At 61.7% G+C, this 16,373-nt stretch carries 16 protein-coding genes and 1 pseudogene; 11 read left to right on the forward strand and 6 right to left on the reverse strand.

Annotation, left to right across the window (positions count from 1 at the left end; genetic code table 11):
• The first annotated feature begins 448 nt into the window (after positions 1–448).
• The 4 genes from ABIC03_RS26985 to ABIC03_RS27000 all read left to right on the forward strand — a co-directional run bounded on the left by ABIC03_RS26985 (position 449) and on the right by ABIC03_RS27000 (position 5,785).
• Entirely contained in the window at positions 449–1,423 is a 975-nt protein-coding gene (locus ABIC03_RS26985) for an AAA family ATPase (protein WP_354062483.1), read from the forward strand.
• Between the two features lie 6 nt (positions 1,424–1,429).
• Positions 1,430–3,769, forward strand: coding sequence for a S8 family peptidase (locus tag ABIC03_RS26990; RefSeq protein WP_354062486.1), 2,340 nt, complete (start codon positions 1,430–1,432; stop codon positions 3,767–3,769).
• 165 nt (positions 3,770–3,934) lie between these two features.
• On the forward strand, positions 3,935–5,008 hold the full coding sequence (locus ABIC03_RS26995; RefSeq protein ID WP_354062488.1) for a hypothetical protein: 1,074 nt from the start codon (positions 3,935–3,937) through the stop codon (positions 5,006–5,008).
• 231 nt (positions 5,009–5,239) lie between these two features.
• Positions 5,240–5,785 (forward strand): hypothetical protein, encoded by a 546-nt coding sequence (locus ABIC03_RS27000; RefSeq protein WP_354062490.1) that lies wholly within the window; start codon positions 5,240–5,242, stop codon positions 5,783–5,785.
• A 129-nt stretch (positions 5,786–5,914) separates the two neighbouring features.
• Here ABIC03_RS27000 and ABIC03_RS27005 read toward each other — a convergent pair whose 3' ends face one another.
• The 4 genes and pseudogenes from ABIC03_RS27005 to ABIC03_RS27020 form a co-directional block, all read right to left on the reverse strand.
• On the reverse strand, positions 5,915–6,640 hold the full coding sequence (locus tag ABIC03_RS27005; protein WP_354062656.1) for an SOS response-associated peptidase: 726 nt from the start codon (positions 6,638–6,640) through the stop codon (positions 5,915–5,917).
• 264 nt (positions 6,641–6,904) lie between these two features.
• Positions 6,905–7,933 carry an IS110 family RNA-guided transposase gene (locus tag ABIC03_RS27010; RefSeq protein WP_354062492.1) on the reverse strand — a complete coding sequence of 343 codons (1,029 nt, stop codon included), beginning with the start codon at positions 7,931–7,933 and terminating at the stop codon, positions 6,905–6,907.
• An 82-nt stretch (positions 7,934–8,015) separates the two neighbouring features.
• Positions 8,016–8,465, reverse strand: a complete 450-nt coding sequence (locus ABIC03_RS27015) for a hypothetical protein (RefSeq protein WP_354062494.1) — start codon at positions 8,463–8,465, stop codon at positions 8,016–8,018.
• 45 nt (positions 8,466–8,510) lie between these two features.
• A pseudogene (locus ABIC03_RS27020) lies at positions 8,511–8,907 on the reverse strand (hypothetical protein).
• A gap of 146 nt (positions 8,908–9,053) precedes the next feature.
• Here ABIC03_RS27020 and ku point away from each other — a divergent pair.
• From ku to ABIC03_RS27035, 3 genes are all read left to right on the forward strand, one after another.
• Positions 9,054–9,986: a non-homologous end joining protein Ku gene (gene ku / locus ABIC03_RS27025; RefSeq protein ID WP_354062496.1), complete on the forward strand. Its 933-nt coding sequence runs from the start codon at positions 9,054–9,056 to the stop codon at positions 9,984–9,986.
• Positions 9,987–10,050: 64 nt separating this feature from the next.
• Positions 10,051–10,554: an NUDIX hydrolase gene (locus ABIC03_RS27030; protein ID WP_354062498.1), complete on the forward strand. Its 504-nt coding sequence runs from the start codon at positions 10,051–10,053 to the stop codon at positions 10,552–10,554.
• Complete coding sequence (locus ABIC03_RS27035; RefSeq protein ID WP_354062500.1) at positions 10,551–11,015, forward strand: metallophosphoesterase family protein; 465 nt, start codon at positions 10,551–10,553, stop codon at positions 11,013–11,015. The genes ABIC03_RS27030 and ABIC03_RS27035 overlap by 4 nt, the downstream gene beginning before the upstream one ends.
• An 84-nt stretch (positions 11,016–11,099) precedes the next feature.
• On the opposite strand, the gene ligD is transcribed toward ABIC03_RS27035, so the two are convergent.
• Positions 11,100–12,047: a non-homologous end-joining DNA ligase gene (gene ligD, locus ABIC03_RS27040; protein ID WP_354062502.1), complete on the reverse strand. Its 948-nt coding sequence runs from the start codon at positions 12,045–12,047 to the stop codon at positions 11,100–11,102.
• A 141-nt stretch (positions 12,048–12,188) separates the two neighbouring features.
• On the opposite strand from ligD, the gene ABIC03_RS27045 reads away from it, so the two are divergent.
• The 3 genes from ABIC03_RS27045 (at position 12,189) to ABIC03_RS27055 (ending at position 13,946) form a co-directional block, all read left to right on the forward strand.
• Positions 12,189–12,806, forward strand: coding sequence for a cell envelope biogenesis protein TolA (locus ABIC03_RS27045; RefSeq protein WP_354062504.1), 618 nt, complete (start codon positions 12,189–12,191; stop codon positions 12,804–12,806).
• Positions 12,807–13,092: 286 nt separating this feature from the next.
• Positions 13,093–13,551 carry a small heat shock protein HspD gene (gene hspD, locus ABIC03_RS27050; RefSeq protein ID WP_354062506.1) on the forward strand — a complete coding sequence of 153 codons (459 nt, stop codon included), beginning with the start codon at positions 13,093–13,095 and terminating at the stop codon, positions 13,549–13,551.
• Positions 13,552–13,622: 71 nt separating this feature from the next.
• Positions 13,623–13,946 (forward strand): hypothetical protein, encoded by a 324-nt coding sequence (locus ABIC03_RS27055; RefSeq protein ID WP_354062508.1) that lies wholly within the window; start codon positions 13,623–13,625, stop codon positions 13,944–13,946.
• A gap of 665 nt (positions 13,947–14,611) precedes the next feature.
• On the opposite strand, the gene ABIC03_RS27060 is transcribed toward ABIC03_RS27055, so the two are convergent.
• Entirely contained in the window at positions 14,612–14,989 is a 378-nt protein-coding gene (locus ABIC03_RS27060) for a response regulator (protein ID WP_354062510.1), read from the reverse strand.
• Positions 14,990–15,157: 168 nt separating this feature from the next.
• Here ABIC03_RS27060 and ABIC03_RS27065 point away from each other — a divergent pair, with 168 nt between their 5' ends.
• Positions 15,158–16,366: a sensor histidine kinase gene (locus tag ABIC03_RS27065; RefSeq protein ID WP_354062512.1), complete on the forward strand. Its 1,209-nt coding sequence runs from the start codon at positions 15,158–15,160 to the stop codon at positions 16,364–16,366.
• Positions 16,367–16,373 lie beyond the last annotated feature (7 nt).

Consider the following 16,373-nt stretch of genomic DNA (forward strand, 5'->3'; position numbering starts at 1 on the left):
GCGGCGAGTCCGGAGTAGACTGCGTTCTGGTCTGCGCTCATCCGGCGAACCGAACCGGCTCCGGACCTCGCGAAGCAATTAGTGATCGTGTCGCGAAAACTGAACGAGGTCTATGGCGCCTTCACCCAGCCCAATCCAGCTCCGCGCCCAATCAAGGGGAGGCGGGCACACGAATTCCAATCCCCGACGGCCCGAGCTGACGATCGTTCATTCCTGTTTTGTTCGCAATTGGCGCGGACTCACTGTATAAGCATCTGTACTTGCCGCGTCAGGGCTCGGATCGTCGGGGCTCGCTAGGGCCACCCGGCCGAACCGCCGCCGTTGGTGCCTGCACCTGGCTGTGGTTGACGTGACTTTAACAGCTGAAAGGCATGGTGGGCACCGACGATCCAAACTATGTTTGTCGCCAGAATAGATGAGTGGACCGCTAATGGCTCGCGGCGAGTTGATGAAAAAGCTGTTGGCGAGTTACGGCCGGGACGACGAGTTCCGGGCGGTCGCCGAACAGATCATTCTGGAGGAGGAGCAGAAGAACAACCGCGTTCTGGCGCGGTCGCTCCGCCAGACCCTCGACCATGCCTCGAATCGCGCGCCACCCCCGCGGGCGCTGGCGCCACTCATTCCGTTCCCGGATGCGGCCAACGACTTCGTCGAGCGTGTCGAGCCGGAGCATACCAAGAGCGACATCGTTCTCAGCAAGGCCAACATCCGGATTTTTTCCGGACTGATCCAGGAATTTCGCCGCGCCGATGACATCCGCCGCAGCGGACTGCCGGTGCGATCGAAGCTGCTGTTCTGTGGACCTCCGGGCTGCGGAAAGACTCTTTGTACCGAGATCTTCGCGGGTGAGCTCGGGCTTCCGTTGTTCGTGGTCAAGATCGACCGCCTGATCTCGTCTTATCTCGGCGAAACCGCGACCAACGTTCGCAAGATTTTCGAGTTCGCGCGCAAGCAGCCCTGCGTCCTTTTTCTCGACGAATTCGATGCCCTGGCGCGCTCGCGCGACGATACGAGCGAGCACAACGAGCTGCGGCGCGTGGTCAACAGCCTTTTGATCTTCATCGACCGGATCAAGCCGAAGGGCTTTTTGGTCGCAGCGACCAATCTCGACCAGTCTCTCGACCCTGCGGTCTGGCGTCGCTTCGACGAGGTCATCTGGTTCGAAAAGCCTGACCGGGAGATGACTGAGCATTTCTTGGCGCTGAAATTCAAGAATATCAAAACAGCTTTCGATCCGACGTCCCACGTCGGTTCGCTGGAAGGCTATTCTTTCGCCGAGATTGAACGCATTTGTGTGCAAGCGATCAAGGCCGCAGTGATCGAGCGCCGCAAAGAAGTCCGTGAACTGGACTTCCGTCACGCTGTCGCCGATGAGATCCGACGGCGATCCGGCACCGCACGCCTGCAGCATTTGGAAGACTAATCCGGCGTGCCGCGCTACGACCACCTCCAGCTCCTGCGGCTTCCCGAGCGTCTCGAACGGCGGAAGCATGGGGGAGGAGGTGCTGCCCCTCAACGAGACGTCGGCGGACATAGCCGGAAGCTTCGCGCTGAGCTCGACACCGCGATCGCAGAGCAGCAACGCCGTCGCCGCCCGGAGTTCATCGACCCGTCGCTCATTTTGCGGGTCCGCATGACCGGAATGACGATGGAGGAAGACTGGGAGCGGCTTGGACTGACACTTCTCGCCAGCGATGAAGACAAAACCCTGATCCTCTTCGCATCGAATGACGATCTCCAGAGTTTCCGTGATCGCCTGCAAGCCTATGCGCAGGGAACCCCGCCAGGACAAGCTGCCCCGTCCTACAACGGCTTCATCACCCGCATCGAAGAGATCGGCGCCGTTGGGCCCCGCGACCGTATTGGGCTGCGATTGCGCGAAGAAGGCCTGACGGTGCCCGAGAACTTCGATGCGGACCGAATCTTCGTCCTCGATCTCGAGCTATGGGACATTGGCCGGCGTGAACTCCGTACTCGAAAGCTTGAGCAAATTGCAGAGTACATTGATGCGCGGGGCGGCGAAGTGCTTGACCGCTATGTTGGCCCATCGATTACGATGCTGCGCGCGCGCATGTCGGGCAGCGTGATACAAACGCTTCTCACGGTCGAAGACGTCGCCGATCTCGATCTGCCGCCTGAACCTGATATCGCCACCGGCGAGGCGTTTGAGCTGACGATCGCCGATTTGCCGGAGATGGACGATCTTGGCAACGACGCGCCGGTCATTGGTATCATCGACAGCGGCGTCAACGATCATCCGTTGCTGGCGGGTGCCATCGTCGGTGCGATCGGCGTGCCGGAAAGGCTCGGCACGGCCGACGATTGGGGTCACGGCACGCGCGTTGCCGGCGTGTCGCTATTTGGCGATCTGCGCGATCAGATTGCTGTTGGTGCGTTGGTACGTGCGGGGCGCATTGCTTCGGCCAAGGTCGTGAACGAACGTGGTCAGTTCGACGAGCGTCGTCTTGTTCCCTCCCAGATGCGCGAAGCCCTGACCACTCTCAATCAGCGTTTCGGTTGTCGGCTATTTGTCGTCGCGCTCGGTGATCCCAAGCGCACCTATGACGGAGGCAAGGTTGGGCCTTGGGCCGCGACGCTCGATGAACTCGCCCGCGAACTCGATTCCGTCATCATCGTGTCGGCCGGCAATCGCGCGCCCCGCAGCGGCAACCGCCTGGAACAAGCCGTCACGGAGTATCCCGGCTATCTGCTCGAGCCGACCAACCGTCTGTGTGAGCCTGCGGGCGCCATGAACGTTCTCACGGTCGGCGCGTTGGCGCACGGCGAGGGTCTTGGGCCCGATCTTGTCGAGCACGTTCATATCCGACCCATTACGCGTGCGTTCGAGCCTGCGCCCTTTACGAGGATAGGGCCCGGCATCGGCGGTTCCATCAAGCCGGATCTAGTCGATGTCGGTGGCACAATGGTATTCGATCCCGCAGTAGGGCGGCTGCGGCGGGGCGAAGACTTGCCGACCGCCGGTGTTCTCACGCTCCATCATCTGTTTCTTGACCGGTTGTTTACGGCGGGGTCTGGCACGTCCTATGCGGCCCCTCGCGTTGCCCACAAAGCCGCTCAGATTCTTGCGCGCTTTCCCCGCGCATCTGCAAACCTTGTCCGTGCGTTGCTTGCAGGCGCGGCGCGCATTCCGGATGAGGCTCAGCTAAGGCTTCAAACCCTCGGTGACGATGCCATGCGTTCAATCTGCGGCCATGGCGCAGTTGATTCAGGGCGAGCAGCATATTCGGATGATCATCGCGTCGTGCTGTACGCCGAGGATGAATTGGCGCTCGACCACTTTGCGGTCTATCAGTTGCCGATTCCCGAGCTGTTCCAGAGCGGCGGTCGTCGCAGCATCCGCGTGACGCTTGCCTTCGATCCCCCAGTTCGTCACACCCGCGCCGACTATGCCGGAATTGGCATGAATTTTCGTCTCGTGCGAGGATGTGGTCCCGATCTGATCTTCGAGCACTTCCGACGGAGAACCCAGGAGGAGGGGCGTCAGCCGGATATCGATAATCGTTTCGACTGCGACCTGAAGCCGGGCCCGCGGGAGCGTGAACGCGGAACTCTGCAAACTGCGAGCGTAACGTTTACGCGTGGCACCGAAGCCTATGGCGACAATTATTATCTAATCGTGCGTTGCGATGGCGGCTGGGCGGGAACGTTTGAAACGCAACAACGCTTTGCAATCGTGGTGGAGCTGACCCATCAAGCAGAAGTGCAATTGTATGAGCGGCTGCGCGCTCGTGTCCGGCTCCAAGGTTGAGCAGGGAGTGGAATGAGTCGTTTGCCACCTTCGTCACGGATCCTTATGCGATACCGACGTCGGTCCGATCCTGTTTCGCCGCGCCGCGCTTCACTTCCACCAACGCCGTGTCGCAGACCCGACCGAACAGGGCGAACTAAAGCTGATTGATCTTGAGGGCATGCGATGAAATGGGGAGACAACGCCCGAGATTTTGATGCCGCACTGGCGGTGTGGCCGTACTACCGCCCACTGTTCGACAACTGGCTGATGCAGGAACTGGTGGAGCACGGTGACAAGGCTCCGGTCTGGCGTCACCGCAGGGTGCCGACCGACAATGGACGCGTGCGCGGCGACGTCTATCCGGATCGCGAGACCGCACTATCCGCTGCCGCCACGCTCAATCAGACGCTCCACGACGCGCTCGCAGCGCGCGAGATGGATTCCGTGAGGAAACGTTCGCTCCAGCTTAAGGTCGCGAAGAACCTGCAATCCAGCGAGCGCCTTCGCGACGAAGAGGGGCTTATGCTCGCCGAGGCACGCCGCCGGCACGCCAATGATCCGCGACCAGACCCTTCCGCAATCGTGCTGCCTGCGGAGTCGGCTCCTTTCCGTCAGCAATTGAGCGAACAGCTTTCCGACATGCCCTATCTGACGGTCGTGATCGTGACTGTCCGGGAGACGAATCGCAGTTGGCACCGTTCCATTCTTTACCTCTCGCACGACAGTAAATGGTCCAAGCCTTACATCGCCGGTGAGCGATCCGCGGCAAAGGCCATGCGAGCACGAATCGCCAACGGCTTCGGCTACGGCGCCGACGACCATTGGGGAAAGACCAAGGCCAAGTTTCGTCAGATCTTGTTGCCCCGCGCCAACCTGCTGCTGCAACTCGCAAGCGTGCAGCGTATGCTGGCGGAAGCGTTGGCCAATGGTCAAAAGGTGCTGGTCTCGAACGGCATCGTCTTCTGGTACGAAGAAGATGGCGGCATCGGTTGGCAGGTCAAACAGACCACGTCCACTAAAGAGTCCGAGGGAAGCACCTTGTGGAAGGATGGCACAATCCGCTCGATCAACCACGGGCGATTGGTCATTTTGCCTTATATCAAGGAAAGCGGCGAGCAGGTGCGCGGGCACACCAGGAACGGACCGAATGACGGCAGAGCCAAACCACGGCACCCGGATCACTACGTCGATATTCCGTTTGCGCAACTCGACGGTGACCTCATGATCGGTCTCTTCGGCGAATTGCCCTACGAATAGCTTGGATCGCCGCGCTAGCATCACTATATAGCAAGCGCGCGCATGCTCGCGGTGGAGGCCCGTAGAAGCGCCCCATCTCGACTGGCTCCTTGCTAAGCCTGGCGCGAGAGATCGTCACCTTATGGCCGCGACAACGTTCCGGCGTGGCCGGCAACGGCTTGCGCAGTGAGCGCAAGCGAGTAGAGCCCGGCTGGCTACAAAGCTGACGCATCCTGTGCTAAGGAGATATCCATGAAAACCGAGACAATCAGCTGCCGCTTTATTGGTGACTTCAAGGTCGGCGACAACATGGTCTACAACGCCGGCCTACTCTGCAAGCTCGCGGAGTCCGGCAGCACGTTCAACAAGCTGATGCTCTTACAGGCGGGTGCAATTGCCGAAGCGGCGCTCTGGGAGATCATTTACCGTGCGCAGAATTTCAACCGCGAGGGTGTGCCGAACATTTACGAGGAGGACCGAGCGGAAATCGAGGGTAAGAAAGTCGAACGCTTCAAGGCGATCATCGACGTGATGAAGAAATACAAGATTCTCGATAAGGCCGGTGCCGACATCTACGACGAGTTGGATAAATTGCGTGAGTACCGCAACAAAGTGCATATCCAGCTCGATGTGAAGCTGGAGGGTGTGCCGCGCGACGAGGACAAGGCCTTTACCGATCCGGTGCGTGACTGGGCGCTAAAGCTCAATGTGAGGGTACTCCAGTTCCTGACCGAAAGCTTTGCGCGCCCCGCAGATCTGGCGCAGTTCGCGCATAGCATAACCGTGCCCAGCCCCTGACTTGCGGGATCAGGCACTCGCTTAGGTCCGGATCAGATCGCGGCCGACATTCTCAAGGCATGCATGTCGTCGACGTGGATGATCTTACGCTGGCGCGACGGGCCGTCCTCTGATCGTCGTCTTCGTCGGTCACGCCGCCGGCCCGGCCGGATCTTCCTTGACGCCGCGGGCAACGATCCGGAGCGACCCATCCGGAAGCGGCCGTTGCAGCTCCAGGGCCTCGTCCAGAGGGGCCGCCATCCAGGTCTCGACTTCGTCCGGCGTCGTCAGGATTACGGGCATCGCCTTGGGGTGGATGGCACCAACGTCGGCATTCGGCTCTGTCGTGAGGAACGCGTAGAGGTCGTTAGTCGTCTCGCCTTCCTTGACCTTCCGAACAGACGTCCAGTTGGTCCAGATGCCGGCGAAGCAGGCGAGGGGACGGGTCTCATCGAGCGCGAACCAGATATCACCGCCCTCGGCCTTGTTGAACTCGCTGAACGAGTTGAACGGCACCATGCAGCGGTTTCCGGTCCCCAGCCATCGCGTCCAGTGCTTGCTCTTTACGTTGCGGATGTTAGTCGTGCCGCCGTCCGGCTCCATCCGCAGCAGCTCCTTGAAATCGACAGGCTTGCCCTTGGCCTGCAGCTTTTCGGCGCGTTTCTTGGTGGCATCCATCAACGCCTTCGATGACGAGGGCATGCCCCACCGCGCCGTCGCGAGTTCGCGGCCCTCGGCCCCGTTGCGCACGATCGGCGCCTTGTAATCCGGAAACACCCCCGGCATCGGTGCCAAATTGCCAACGTATCGGTTCACGACGCGGAACAGCGCGCTGATGGCGGCCTGGTTTGTCGTGATCGAATAGAGATTGCAGATGTGGACGGCCCCCCACTTGTCAGGATGTTAGCAGACTTCTGACCTGATCGCTTGCTATCAGATGTCCGGCCTGTTTGCGCGGACAAGGTCCGCTGGCCGAGATGGTGTTCGCTACGCACGCTCCAAGCACATAGGCGACATCGATGATGCCAGTGTAATCTACGGAAGCTCGCGCGTATCGACCGATCGGTCCTTCCATCTACTGCGTCCTGCAAGTTCGTGGGCTATCCGCTGAGCAACCTTGCTCGCGGCGCCGATTTCAGATCAAATAGGCATAGCGGCTACCGGCCGGTTGTATACTCCGCCCGATATCATCAAGCGCCAGGCGATACGGGCGAACTTATTGGCTAAGGCCACCGCGACCAACTTCGGCGGTTTTCGCTCCAGCAGCGAAGCGAGCCAGGGTGTGGGCTTATGACGACCCTTTCGGATATGCCTCAGCAGCGCGGTCGCACCGACGATTAACGTCGATCGGAGCGCTGAATCTCCGGCCTTTGTGATGCCGCCATGTCTTTGCCGGCCTCCAGTTGAATGATCCTTGGGCGTCAGTCCGAGCCAAGCCGCAAAGTCACGGCCTGATCTGAACGTCTCTGGCGGCGGTGCCTTCATGCTTAGCATGGAAGACCCAATCGGACCGACGCCGGGAATCGTCGCAATACGCCTGCTGACGTCATCCTCGCGGTGCCACATCATCAGCTTGGCCTCAATCTTTGCCAGACGAGCTTGGACCGCGGCATACTCTTCCGCCTGAAGGCGAAAGAGGTCTCGCGCCATTTCCGGCAAGCTGTCATCCTCGAGCACCCGCTTGATGAGTGCCGTGACGTTCTGCCGGCCGGCGGGGCCGACGATGCCAAACTCAGCTGCATAGCTCCTAAAAGCATTGGAGAGCTGCGACTTCACGCTGACCAAGCGTTCCCGCACGGTCATCAACATGCAGGCCGCTTGCCGTTCCTTCGACTTCACCGGTACAAACCGCATACTCGGCCGGGTGACCGCCTCGCACAATGCCTCGGCGTCGGCCGCGTCGTTCTTACCGCGCTTTACGTAAGCCTTCACGTACTGAGGTGGGATCAGCTTCACCTCGTGACCGAACGACTGCAGCAGGCGCGCCCAATGATGCGAGCTGCCGCAGGGCTCGATGGCGACGAGAACCGGTGGAAGCCGCTCGAAGTAGCGGATCATCTCGGCTCGCCGGAACTGGGGACGGACAACCACCACCTCGTTCTCGTCAACACCGTGAAGCTGGAAAACCGACTTAGAAGTATCCATGCCGATTCGAACAGGAAGATTCATCAGACTTTCCTCTCATCTAGCTGTGACGCCGAGAGCGCCATAGAACCGTGGGGATGAGAGGCCGTCCACACCAGCACATCTGTCAGGCTTCGGTTCGAGGATGGCGCGGCTGCCAGGCCAATTGTAGCAGAGTCGCGGATGGACGCCGGCCCGCCTTGGCGCATTTGCGGCAGCGCAGCCGGCTAGCGAGATCGTGCACGAAGGTGGTCGGTGGGTGCTTCATTGCCGCGAGGTCGACGTCGCTCGGTGTCTTGCAGCGCGCGCAGCGGATCTCCAGCCAGGGGAAGCCTCCGTTCACGGCTTGATCGATGGTCGGCGACGGATCGATCGGTTCGCCGTCACTCCACATCCGCTCGTTCCAGCTTTCGCAAAGAAGCCGGTCGGCCTGCTGGATCATCACCTCGCCTTTGGCCCGCATCTCGGCCGATTGGGCGGCCAGGATGTTGGCCATCGCGCGCGCCTTGCCGAGCTCTTTCGCCAGAGCCTTTCGGTCGCCGCCCGACAATGGCGTAGGGTGATACTTCGGGGCCATCCGCACATCCAGCGCACAGAGATTGGATCGGCGATCCGGAGCGAGTTAGGGCGTCTCGAACGCCGGCCAGCACCCGTCTTCTTCATGCCTGCCAGTGCGCTGCAGGCAGGTGTTGTCGAGCAGCCGCTGCGCGACGTCCTTCCAGATCGCGTTGCCGCCATACAATCGGACTGCATCCGCGGTCTGGATTTCCACGGTTCGCTCGCAGCGGCGGCAGGAGATGCGCAGGACGTGGCGCTGAATTTCCGAAAGACGTCGCTGCCGCATCTCGGCCTCGGCCATGCCGGCGCGAGGGTCTTTGAGTACCGATTCCCAGTATTCGGCAGGGAGCGGCGCATCTGGAGCCGCAGCGGGGGGGAGCCGGCCTGCGGGCGGCGTCAGCGGCCAGTTTTTCCATCTGCTTCGGGGTCGGCATGCGCCAGCTCGCGGGTCGGTCGGTCATTTTCGAATTAGAACATAAAGAGAACAAAAGTCGAGTCCGCCCGAGCCCGCGCCGAAGAAAAAACCATCATGTTGGACAGGGCGAGATGTCGGAACCAAGCCGGGCCGTTCGTCTTGAATCCGGCATCAGTATCGGAGTTCCCCGCCATGGCCCCGCGCGCTAACTGGAAAGGCTTCCTGCGTCTTTCGCTCGTCACCTGTCCGGTAGCGCTCTATCCGGCCACATCGGAATCCGAAAAAGTCTCCTTCAATCAGCTCAACCGGAAGACCGGCCACCGCATCAAGTACGCCAAGGTGGACGCTGATACTGGCGAGGAGGTCGACAACGAGGATATCGTCAAGGGCTACAAGGTCGACACCGACACATTCATCGAGGTGACGAAGGAGGAACTCGAGAACGTCGCGCTGGAATCCACGCGAACCATCGAGATCGACGAATTCGTCGACCGCAGCGAGATCGATCCGCGATATCTCATCCGTCCTTATTATCTGCGCCCTGACGGCAAAGTTGGGCACGATGCCTTCGCGGTCATTCGCGAAACGATCCGCGAGATGAACAAGGTCGCGATCGGTCGGGTGGTGCTGACCAATCGCGAACACATCATCGCGCTGGAGCCGCTCGACAAGGGGCTGATGGGGACGCTGCTCCGCTATCCCTATGAAGTCCGCGATCCGAAGGAGTATTTCGACGATATCCAGGACGTCAAAGTCACCAAGGACATGCTTGATCTCGCCAAGCACATCGTCAACCAGAAGGCGGGACATTTCGAGCCTGACAAGTTCGAAGACCAGTACGAAACCGCCCTCATCGATCTCATCAACCAGAAACGCGCCGGAAAACCGATCACCGCGAAGGCGCGCCCTCGAGGCGAGAACGTCGTCGATCTAATGGACGCGCTGCGCAAGAGCATCGGAAGAGAGGGGGCAGCCGCGACAGAGGCGCCCAAGAGACCAGGCAAAAAGCCGCGCAAGGTGGCGGCCGGGCAGAAGGAAATGCTGATGCCGATCGCCGGCAAGAAACCGGCCAAGGAGGCCGCGGCGAAGAAGCCGGCGGCCAAACCGCAGCGGAAGTCGGCCTAGCGTGTCGTTAAGCATCCAGTGACGCCAGACGGCCGTTGCTTCGTCGTCGGCGGCAGGGAGCGATATGGCTGAGCTGAAAAAGACTTCCAGGAGATCGATGTTGAGTGCGGGCATTCTCGCCTACCGCAAGGGCGCTCGCGGACTCGAGGTTCTGCTCGTTCATCCCGGCGGTCCGTTCTGGCGCAAGAAGGATGACGGCGCCTGGTCCATTCCGAAGGGCGAAATCGATGCCGCGGATGCTCCGGACCAGGTCGCGCTGCGCGAGTTTGCCGAGGAGCTCGGCCCGAGCGCTTCGATTGGTCCACTCGAGCCGCTGGGGGAGATCCGACAGCGAGGAGGCAAGCGCGTCATCGCATTCGCCGGCAAGGGCCATTTTGATCCGGCGGCGCTGACCAGCAATACCTTCGATATCGAATGGCCGCCCCGAAGCGGTCGACGGCAGAGCTTTCCCGAAGTCGACCGCGCGGAATGGTTTGATATCGAGTTCGCACGGACCAAGATGCTGTCCGGGCAGGTAGAGCTACTCGATCGTCTTTTGGCGATCGCGGCGGAGAGCGACGGGAAATGACGTTCAGGATCGGAATCATTTCGGACACGCACGGCCTGTTGAGGCCCAAGGCGGAACGAGACCTGACGGGTGTCGATCACATCATCCATGCAGGCGACATTGGGCGGCCCGAGATCGTCGACGCGCTTCGCCGGATCGCGCCCGTCACCGCCATCCGTGGAAACGTGGACAGTGGCGAGTGGGCCCGCCAATATCCCGACACGCAACTCGTGCGCCTGGCGGGAAAGTCGATCTACGTTCTGCACGATTTGAAGACGCTGCAGGTCGATCCCTGCGCGGGCATCGGCGTCATCGTCTCCGGGCATACCCACGTGCCGAAGATCGACACGGTCGGTGGCGTTCTCTACCTCAATCCCGGCAGCGCGGGACCGCGGCGCTTCAAGCTGCCGATCACGCTTGCGACGCTCGAAGTCACGCGTGAGGGCGTGCGACCGGAAATCCACGACCTTGGAGGGGACTGAACATACGGCCGCGGAGGGAATTCACAGCGGAGGAGGCGAATGCATCAATTCGTTCAGTTTGCCGGTTAGGCCCGAAGGGAAGCGCTATTTGCGAGCACGCTCTCGCTCGCGCACGACATCCATTGCCCGCTTGTCGGACCTGAGCCCGAGGTAGACGGGCTGGCGCAGTTCGCCCTTGCTCGTCCACTCCGCAAATTTGACCTCGGCCACCAGCGAGGGCCTGACCCAGGTCGTCGCGGCCTCATCCTTCACTTTGGCAGGGAACGGTGATTTTGAGGCCGTCAGCTTCATGAGCTTGGCATGGATGTCTTCCAGGACCTTGTGGCTGAAGCCAGTGCCGACATGACCGATGTAGCGCCAAGCGTCATCTTCGCGCACGGCGAGGACCAGGGCGCCGAAGAACGGCCTGGTGCGCCTGGGCGCCGTGAAGCCCGCGATCACCACTTCCTGTCGCTTTGCCGTCTTGATCTTCAGCCAATCCGCCGTTCGGCTTCCGGACGCATACGCGCTGTCGGCGCGCTTCGCCATAATGCCTTCGAGACCTCTACGGTCGACCTCGGCGAAGAATTTCGTGCCGTTCCCTTTACGGTGAGCGCTAAAGGCGATCAGCTTGTCGCGCGGCAGAATTGCCTTCAGCCGCTTCTTGCGCTCGAGGAGAGGCCGCTTGCGCAAGTCCTCTGCGTTCTCAAACATGAGATCGAAGGCGCAATACAGGAGCTTCGCTTCATGGCGCAGCGCGTTTTGAAGCAGCTGGAAATGCGAGACGCCATCCTTTCCGATCGCAACGAGCTCGCCGTCTATCACGGCGTCGCCCCTCACGCCCTCCAGCGCGTTGGCGACCTCGATATAGCCGCGGCTGATGATCTTGCCGTTGCGGCTGTAGAGGGCAACCTTGCCCCGCCGGATTTCCGCGATCATCCGGAAGCCGTCGTACTTATCCTCGAAAACCCAGCCGGGATCGTCGAACGGAGCGTCGGTGAGCGTAGCGAGCATCGGCTGCAGGCGCATGGGCAGGGTGGACGTCCGGCTCATTCGGGGCCAATCCTTTAAGAGCGCGTTGCGAAATGCATGGACGTCCTTCAAGGATTAGGGAACGCTACGAGGCCGCGTCATGTTCCGCAGAAGCCGTGGCGCGCGACGTCGACGATTGATCGGGGAGGGCGGATCAGACAGATGGCCAGGAAACTGAAAACCTATCAGACTTCGCTGGGCTTCTTCGATCAGGCAATCGCCGCTCCTTCGATGAAGGCGGCGCTGCAGGCGTGGGGCGCTGACAGCAACCTCTTCCATCAGGGCGCGGCCAGGGAAAGCCACGATCCGGATGTCGTCGCCGCCACCATGGCGAAGCCGGGCGTCGTTCTCAAGCGCCCCGTCGGATCCGACGGCCCTTTCGGCGAGCATGCCGACCTGCCCACCGATCTGGACGACGCCGACAAACCGGCCAAGGTCACCCGCAAGTCGAAAGCCCACAAACCGAAGAGGAGTTCATCGCGGCCCGCCGACAAAGCGGCGGAGCGGAAGGCGGCACTCGCGTACGAACGCGAGCAGAAGCGCCGCGATCGCGAACGGGCAAAGGAAGAGGCCGCCAGGGAGAAGGAGCGTGAACGACGGCGGGCGTCCGTCGACAAGGCACAGGCGGCGTTGGACGAAGCCGCGCGGGAGCACGCCGAGAAGGCGGAGAGCATCCAAGCCCAGATGGAGGCTCTCGAAAGAAGTTCGCAGGCCGAGGACACCCGCTGGGACAAGGAGAGACGTCGGCTCGAAAAAGTTCTCCGGCGAGCCCGAGACTGATGGCGGCGGGCAACGGTTGGTGGGCAAGCTTCGGCGGTGATCGTACTGCGTCCCACGTCGAAGCCGCTGGAGGAGACGACCCGACTGCCTAACGACCCTGGCGCCGGCCCGACCCGCATCTTCGAAATTTTTTCGTTCCGGCCCTTGAAACCAAAACTCGTTTTGCTAATTCATTTGGCGTCACCTTGGAGGTGGCTCCCGCGGTGCCTTCTGGGCCTCGGGATCGAGACGGGCACCGGTCGTGTCCGGTGCCTCATACCCATCTTGCTCCTTGGAGGATTTGGCTATGCGCACTTATGACTTCTCTCCCCTGTTCCGATCGACCATCGGTTTCGATCGCCTGTTCGACCTCGCCGAGACGGCCCAGCGGGCCGCGGAAGAAGGTTACCCGCCCTATAACATCGAACGCCTGGCCGACGACCGCTACCAGATCACGCTGGCGGTTGCGGGTTTCTCGCCCGACGAGGTTTCGATCACAGCCGAACAGAACGTGGTGACGATCGAAGGCGGCAAAACCGAAAAAACTGAGCGTGAGTTCCTCTACCGGGGGATCTCGACCCGTCACTTCAAGCGGCAGTTCAACCTGGCGGATTATGTCCAGGTGAAGGGCGCGAGCTTCGACAACGGCTTGCTCAAGATCGAACTGGTCCGGGAAATCCCCGAAGCCATGAAGCCGCGGCGGATCGCCATTAACGGCGCATCAACTGCCGACGACGTCCGTCAGATCGAGGCCAAGGCGGCCTGATTCATCCACTGCAGGAGTGTGCCGCGCGTCGACCGACGCGCGGCGGACATCGTCTAGGAATGGAGGAGAACATGCGGCCGACGACCGCTTTCCACGACAACGTGTTCGACATCAACGCGCTGCTGCATCCCGGCACGGTCTTCGATCATCCGAAGGACGTCCTGGCGCATCCTTCACTGTCGGTTTCGGAGAAGCGCGCTATTCTGGCATCCTGGGCATCGGACGCATCGGCGATCGCTTCGTGCCCCGCCTTGCGGGCACCAGCCGGCCTCAAGGCGCCCGTCTCCATCGACGAGATTCTCGAGGCCCTGTGCGAACTCGATGGCGGTCCCCGCAATCCGCCTGGCGGCAAGCCGAACCGTCTGTGTTCGACGTCCAGGGCCTTGGCCGCCTAGTTAGCGAGGGACGCCATGGAAGAAATCAAATTGCCGCACCACGTCGTGAACCGGTTCGAGCGCCGATGGACGGCTAGGTTCGCGCAGACGCTGGGCGGCCCGCCGCAGCCGGTTGCACGGTGCTGTCGCGGAAACGACGATCCCCTCCGATCGCCGCAGGTCCGGCGGCTGCTGGAGGGATCCTTGCGGCCGCCCAAGCCGGATAGAACACGCGAGTTTGACCGGGGCCTGACTTGGCCGGCGGCCTGAGATCACCGAGCCGATCGAGGAGGGTCGCCAGTGGGCGTATCCGCGGTGCGTTGCGGCGGCGCGGTCGATTTGGGCCGGCCGGCGCGACGAGTTCTTGGGCCGCCTGTTCCGCAGCAAACGGTGGAATCGTTCCACCTCTTAGACGACGGTGCGGCTCTCGGATCCACCGGCATGACGGGCTCGCCGGAAAAGACATAGCGGTATTTGGTGAGCGAGGAGCCCTATCTGGTCGGCACCGCTTCGAGCTCGACGTGACGTCACAGGCGAGTCGACGACGATCTTCTCGCGGCTGTCGACCGGACGGATCTTGTGCTCGGTGACGTAGGTCCGGATCTTCGTGCGATACTCCGCTCGCTCAGGACGCGACGTCGAACTGCGGACGTGAAGGCTCCGTGGACCGTCAGGATTGACGGTCGTCAGGCTGGCGCGGCCAAGCTCCCGAGGACCTCGGCGATCGTTGCGGCGGTGTAGGGCTTGGGAATGAACACTCCGCCTTCCGGAAGGTCGCCCACGCTGATGGTCACGCGTCCCGATGTGGCGACGAGCTTGATCGGGGGCCATCTATCGCGCACGAACCGCGCAAGCCTGAGGCCGTCCATCGATCCCGGCATCTGGATGTCGGTGAAGACGATACGGATATCGGTTCGGGCTTCGAGGATGGCGATCGCCTCATCGGCGTTGCCGGCTTCGACCACCTCGAAGCCAGCGTCAGCGACCATCTCCGCCCCGCTGGTCCGGAGCAGCCACTCGTCTTCCACGATGAGAACGACCGGCCGCCCGACTGCTGAGGCCATCCAAAGCACTTCCTTTGCCGAGCCTAAGTGCGCCGGCGTGGCATCGTTCCACGGGCAGGGGAAAGGCCGCGCTGGACCGGTCCAGAATCCCAAATCCCTGCGATCGCATCGGCATCGTGCTAGGTTTCGGAACGCCGAGTGCTCGACCCTCTTGCCTGAAGGATTTTCATGCCAGCTCCATCCGGGAAAGAGTCGATATCGGCCCCTGCCAAAGCGACCGACGCGACCAGGCAGGAGCTTCCATATCGCCTGCGACAGCAGTCTCTGTTGGGAGAGGTCGGCCGTTCCGCGTTGCAGACCCGCGACATCGAGCAAATCCTGCAGCGCGCAACCGAGCTCTGCGCCCAAAGCCTCGAAACCCCGTTCGCCAAGGTCCTGGAATATATGCCCGACGACGAACGGCTGCTGGTGCGTGCCGGCGTCGGCTGGGGATCGGATGTAATCGGCCAGGTGTCGCTTGGCGTCGATCTCGAATCCCCCGCCGGCTACGCGTTCCAAACCGGACAGATGGTGATTTCCAATCACCTCCAGGAGGAAACCCGGTTTCGGACGCCGAAGCTCCTATCGGATCATGGGATCCGGCGCGCCATTAACGTGCTGATCGCGCGCGGCGGCGAAGGTCGTCTGCCGTTCGGAGTCCTTGAGGTCGACAGTCCCGAACCCGGGCAATTCGACCCTGCCGATGCGGACTTCCTCGCCGGTTTCGCCGGGCTGCTCGGCATCGCCATCGAGCGCCAGCATGCCGACGCCGATCTCCGCCAGGCCCTTGACCACCAGGCCATGCTGACGCGGGAGATGAGCCACCGCGTCAAGAACAGCCTGGCCTCCGTCGTAGGGCTGCTGCGCGTACAGAGCCGCAGCGCACAGTCGGAGGAAGTCCGGGATGCCCTCAAGGACGCGGCTTCGCGCATCACCACGATCGCGCAGGTCCACGATCACCTATGGCGCAGCGCCAGGATCGGATACGTCGATATCGCCGATTTCGCCGGCGAGCTCTGCCGGAAGCTGCAGGAGACGGTTCCCCACACGGTTCGCTGTAGCTTCGGCCAACTGATGATTTCGGCCGACCAGGCGATTCCGCTGGGCCTTCTGATCAATGAGCTTGTGACGAATGCCGCCAAGCATGCCTACCCCGACGGCCCCGGCGAAATCGAGGTTTTGGGCGAGCGGCGTGGCGCCGACTTCCACGTGGAGGTGTCGGACCGGGGAATAGGCCTTCCGAAGGATTTCGATATCGACCAGCCCCGGGCAAGCCTGGGCTTCAAGGTGATCAAGAGCCTGCTTGCTCAACTCGACGGACGCATTGATGTGGCCTCCAACATGCTAAAGGGCGTGACCGTCCGGCTTGATGTGCCGCTGGAGGCGAGCGCCACATGACGCGCCG

This window comes from Bradyrhizobium sp. RT6a, from assembly GCF_040547675.1.
GTDB lineage: Bacteria > Pseudomonadota > Alphaproteobacteria > Rhizobiales > Xanthobacteraceae > Bradyrhizobium.